Here is a 3,624-nt window from a genome sequence, read left to right as displayed (position 1 = left end):
GTCCAGGGGTGTTGGCAAGGGGGGTCATGTTCGCGCGGCGAAGTGGTGGGCATCGGCGGTCGTCGTCGGCGGAGCTACCCGCGAAGACGTTGCGGGCGGTTCGGACGGCAACCGCACGGTTGCCGAGGCCGCGACGCCGGGTCGCGGAGGCCGCGGGGACCAAGGGTGCCGAGAGTGCCGAGAGTGCCGAGGGCCGCGTCGGCACCGCCGAAGGCGGGACATCCTGGCGGACGCCGCTCCGACGGATGCGCCCCAGCTATCCGCGGCCGGGCCGCGCCGGATGGCGCCGCTGGCTGCCGTCGCTGCGCCAGGCCCTGCTGCTGTGCACGTGGTCCGTGCTCGCCCTGATCGCCCTGGTCGGCTGGGCCTACGAGCGCACGGCGATCCCCGCCGACCTGAACGCCTACGCGACCCAGCAGGACAACGTCTACTACTGGGCCGACGGCACCGAGATGGCCCGGATCGGCCCGGTCGACCGGCAGGCGATGCCGCTGGACCGTATACCGTCCTCCGTGCAGTGGGCGGTGCTCGCCGCCGAGAACGCGTCGTTCTACTCCGACCACGGCGTCTCCCCGACGGGCATCGGCCGGGCGGTGGCGAACATGGCCACCGGCGGCCAGACGCAGGGCGGTTCCACGATCACCCAGCAGTACGTCAAGAACGTGTATCTCGACCAGGACCAGACGATCTCCCGCAAGATCTCCGAGATCTTCATCGCGATCAAGCTGGACCGCAAGATGAGCAAGAAGCAGATCCTCGACGGCTACCTCAACACGAGCTGGTTCGGCCGCGGCGCCTACGGGGTGCAGCGCGCCGCGAAGGCGTACTACGGCGAGGACGTCACGCAACTCAACCCGAGCCAGGCCGCGTTGCTCGCCGCGCTGCTCAAGGGCGCCGGCCAGTTCGACCCTTCGGTGAGCGCCGCCAACCACCATCGGGCGGTGCAGCGCTGGAACTGGGTGCTGGACCGGATGGTGAAGACCGGCAAGCTGTCGGCCGCCCAGCGCGCCACGTACACGACGTTCCCCGAGCCGATCGCGCCGCCGAAGCCGGCCGGGCTGAGCGGGCAGACCGGCTATCTCGTGGACACCGCGCGCGCCTATGTCTCCGCGCACAGCGGCATCTCCGACCAGCAGTTCGACCTCGGCGGGTACCAGATCTACACCACGTTCCAGAAGCCGAAGGTGGAGGCGCTGGCCGCGGCCGTCAAGCAGCAGATCGGCAAACTGCGCCCGGCGGACCGCCAAGCCGACCGCGACGTGCGGGTCGGCGCCGCCTCGGTGGCCACCGACGGGCGCATCCTCGCGATCTACGGCGGCCCCGACTACATCAAGCAGGGCTTCGACGACGCCGACATCGCGATCGTGCCGGCCGGCACCACCTACGCGCCGTACGTGTACGCGGCGGCCCTGCGCGACGGCGTGGTCACCAGCCGGGACGCGCCGAGGTCCCAGATCGACCCGGACTCCCGCTACGACGGCGACGACAAGGTGCCGCTCAAGACGCCCGAGGGCCCGTACTGGAGCCGGGACGGGAAGGTCGTCAAGACCGCCAACGCCGACGGCCGTTCGTACGGGCGGATCCCGCTGGGCAAGGCCGTCGCGAAGGGCGTGAACGGGCCGATCACCCAACTCGGCATGGACGTCGGGCTCAACCAGGTGCGGCAGGCGTCGATCGACGCCGGGCTGCTGCCGGACAGCGGCTTCGCCGAGCAGGTGCCGAGCTTCTCGCTGGGCACCTCCACGCCCAGCCCGATCCGGATGGCAGACGGGTACGCCACCTTCGCGGCCGGCGGCACCCACACCGACCCGTACTCGGTGCTGCGCATCACCCGCGACGGCGCCGCGGTGCCGCTCCAAAAGCCCACCGTCACACACCCGTTCACCCCGAAGGTGGCCGGGGAGGTGGACGACGCGCTGCGCGACGCGGTCGCCACCGGCGCGGCGCAAGCGGTGGCGAAGGCCGGGCCGGGGCTGGCCGGGCTGCCGGGCACCGCGCCGGACAACACCTCGGCGTCGTTCGCCGGCTACGACGCGGACATGGCCACCGCGGTCACGCTGTTCCGGATCGACCCGAAGTCGCAGGGGTTGGAGCTGCTGACCGGGATCGGCGGGCGGTCCGCGAAGAAGCCGGGCAGCGACGCCCCGGTGGACATCTGGACCCACTACGCCGAGGCGACCCGCCCGCCGGGCGGCGCGCAGACGGCGACGCCCACGCCGACCGGCCCCGACGCCGCCCGCAAGGCCGCTACTTCGTGAGGAAGGTCGACCAGTCCGGCGACTCGCCCGGGTCCAGATTGCGCAGCTTCGCCACCACCGCGGGGTCCTGCATGTCCAGCCAGTCGCACAACTCCTTGAAGGACACGCACTCCACGCCCTTCCTGGGGCAGACGTCCTTCACCACGTCGGAGATGGCCTGCATGTAGATGCCGCCGTTCCAGTCCTCGAAGTGGTTGCCGATGAACAGCGGTGCCCGGCTGCCGTTGTAGACCCGCTGGAAGCCGTCGAGGTAGCCCTGCCGGGTCTGCTTCTCCCACTTCGGGTACTTCGCCGGGTCGCCCTCGGTGACGTCGCCGCCGGACTGGTTGTAGAGGAAGTTGAAGTCCATCGTCAGGCCCTGGAAGCTCTTGCCCGGGTAAGGCACCAGCTCCAGCGGGAAGTTCCAGATCCCGTCCTGCTTCTTCGGCCAGAGCTGGAAGTCGCCGGGCGAGCTGGCGTCGTACCGCCAGCCGAGCTGCTTCTCGGCAGGCAGCAGGTTCTTCTGGCCCTCCAGGCACGGCGCGCGCCCGCCGACCAGCTCCCGGGCGTAGTCGAACGGCAGCGGCGGGATGCCGGTGTAGCCGGTGTTGGTCTTCCAGTTCTGCACGAAGGAGTACGCCTGGCTGGTCTCGCTCAGCCACTCCTTGGTGCTCCAGTCCGCGCCCGCGCCCTTGTCGGGCTTGCAGAAGTGCCCGTTGAAGTGGGTGCCGATCTCGTCGCCGTCCGCCCAGGCCAGCCGGAGCTGTTGGAGGGTCCACTTGATGTGCTGGTCGGTGGGGTAGTCGATCGCGGAGGAGCCCGGCGAGTGCTGCGGCGGGTGGTAGAGGGTGCGCTTGTCCTTCGGCAGCAGGTAGATGCCGCTGAGGAAGAACGTCATGTTGGCGTGGTACTGCTTCGCCAGGGTGCGGAAGCGGGAGAAGTCGTGGTCGTCGCCCTCCAGCGCGCCGTCCCAGGAGAAGACCACGAACTGCGGTGGCTTCTCGCCGGGTTTGAGCTTGTGCCACTTCGGCTGGTTCGGCTGCGGCCCGGTGTACGACGTGGAGCCGTCCCCGATCACCTTGGTCTTGCCGTCCCACGAGGGGGTGGCGGAGGCGGTCGGCGCGTGCCGGACCGGCGGCTGCGCCGTGGTGTGCCCGGCCGTCTTGGCCTGCGCGGAGCCGCCGCCTCCGCCGTCGATCGCGACCAGCGTCACGGCTAGTGCCGCCGCCACACCCGCGGTGGCCAGCCCGGCCACGGCCCCCCGCTTGAGCTTCACCATCGGTGCGCGTCCCCCCAGGGCACACCGCCCACGGGCGTACCGGGACCCATTATTCAGTTGATCCGATCAAACGTGCGGGCGGGCCCCGGTGGAGGAGTCGTCCTCCAC

2 protein-coding genes are annotated in these 3,624 nt (G+C 70.6%); one reads left to right on the top strand and one right to left on the bottom strand.

Annotated elements, in window-relative coordinates:
- Positions 1-245 precede the first annotated feature (245 nt).
- Positions 246-2,258 carry a transglycosylase domain-containing protein gene (locus tag AC13HU_RS34105; protein ID WP_483045866.1) on the top strand — a complete coding sequence of 671 codons (2,013 nt, stop codon included), beginning with the start codon at positions 246-248 and terminating at the stop codon, positions 2,256-2,258.
- Here the strand turns inward: AC13HU_RS34105 and AC13HU_RS34100 are convergent.
- Positions 2,248-3,516: a polysaccharide deacetylase family protein gene (locus AC13HU_RS34100; RefSeq protein WP_483045865.1), complete on the bottom strand. Its 1,269-nt coding sequence runs from the start codon at positions 3,514-3,516 to the stop codon at positions 2,248-2,250. The two genes, AC13HU_RS34105 and AC13HU_RS34100, sit on opposite strands and share 11 nt — an antisense overlap.
- Positions 3,517-3,624 lie beyond the last annotated feature (108 nt).

The organism is Streptomyces sp. NH27 (genome assembly GCF_056859195.1).
This window is presented reverse-complemented; position numbering and strand designations above follow the sequence as displayed.

Coding starts and splice junctions, on each gene's coding strand:
- AC13HU_RS34105 (WP_483045866.1), top strand. CDS start 246: ATGCGCCCCAGCTATCCGCGGCCGGGCCGCGCCGGATGGCGCCGCTGG.
- AC13HU_RS34100 (WP_483045865.1), bottom strand. CDS start 3,516: ATGGTGAAGCTCAAGCGGGGGGCCGTGGCCGGGCTGGCCACCGCGGGT.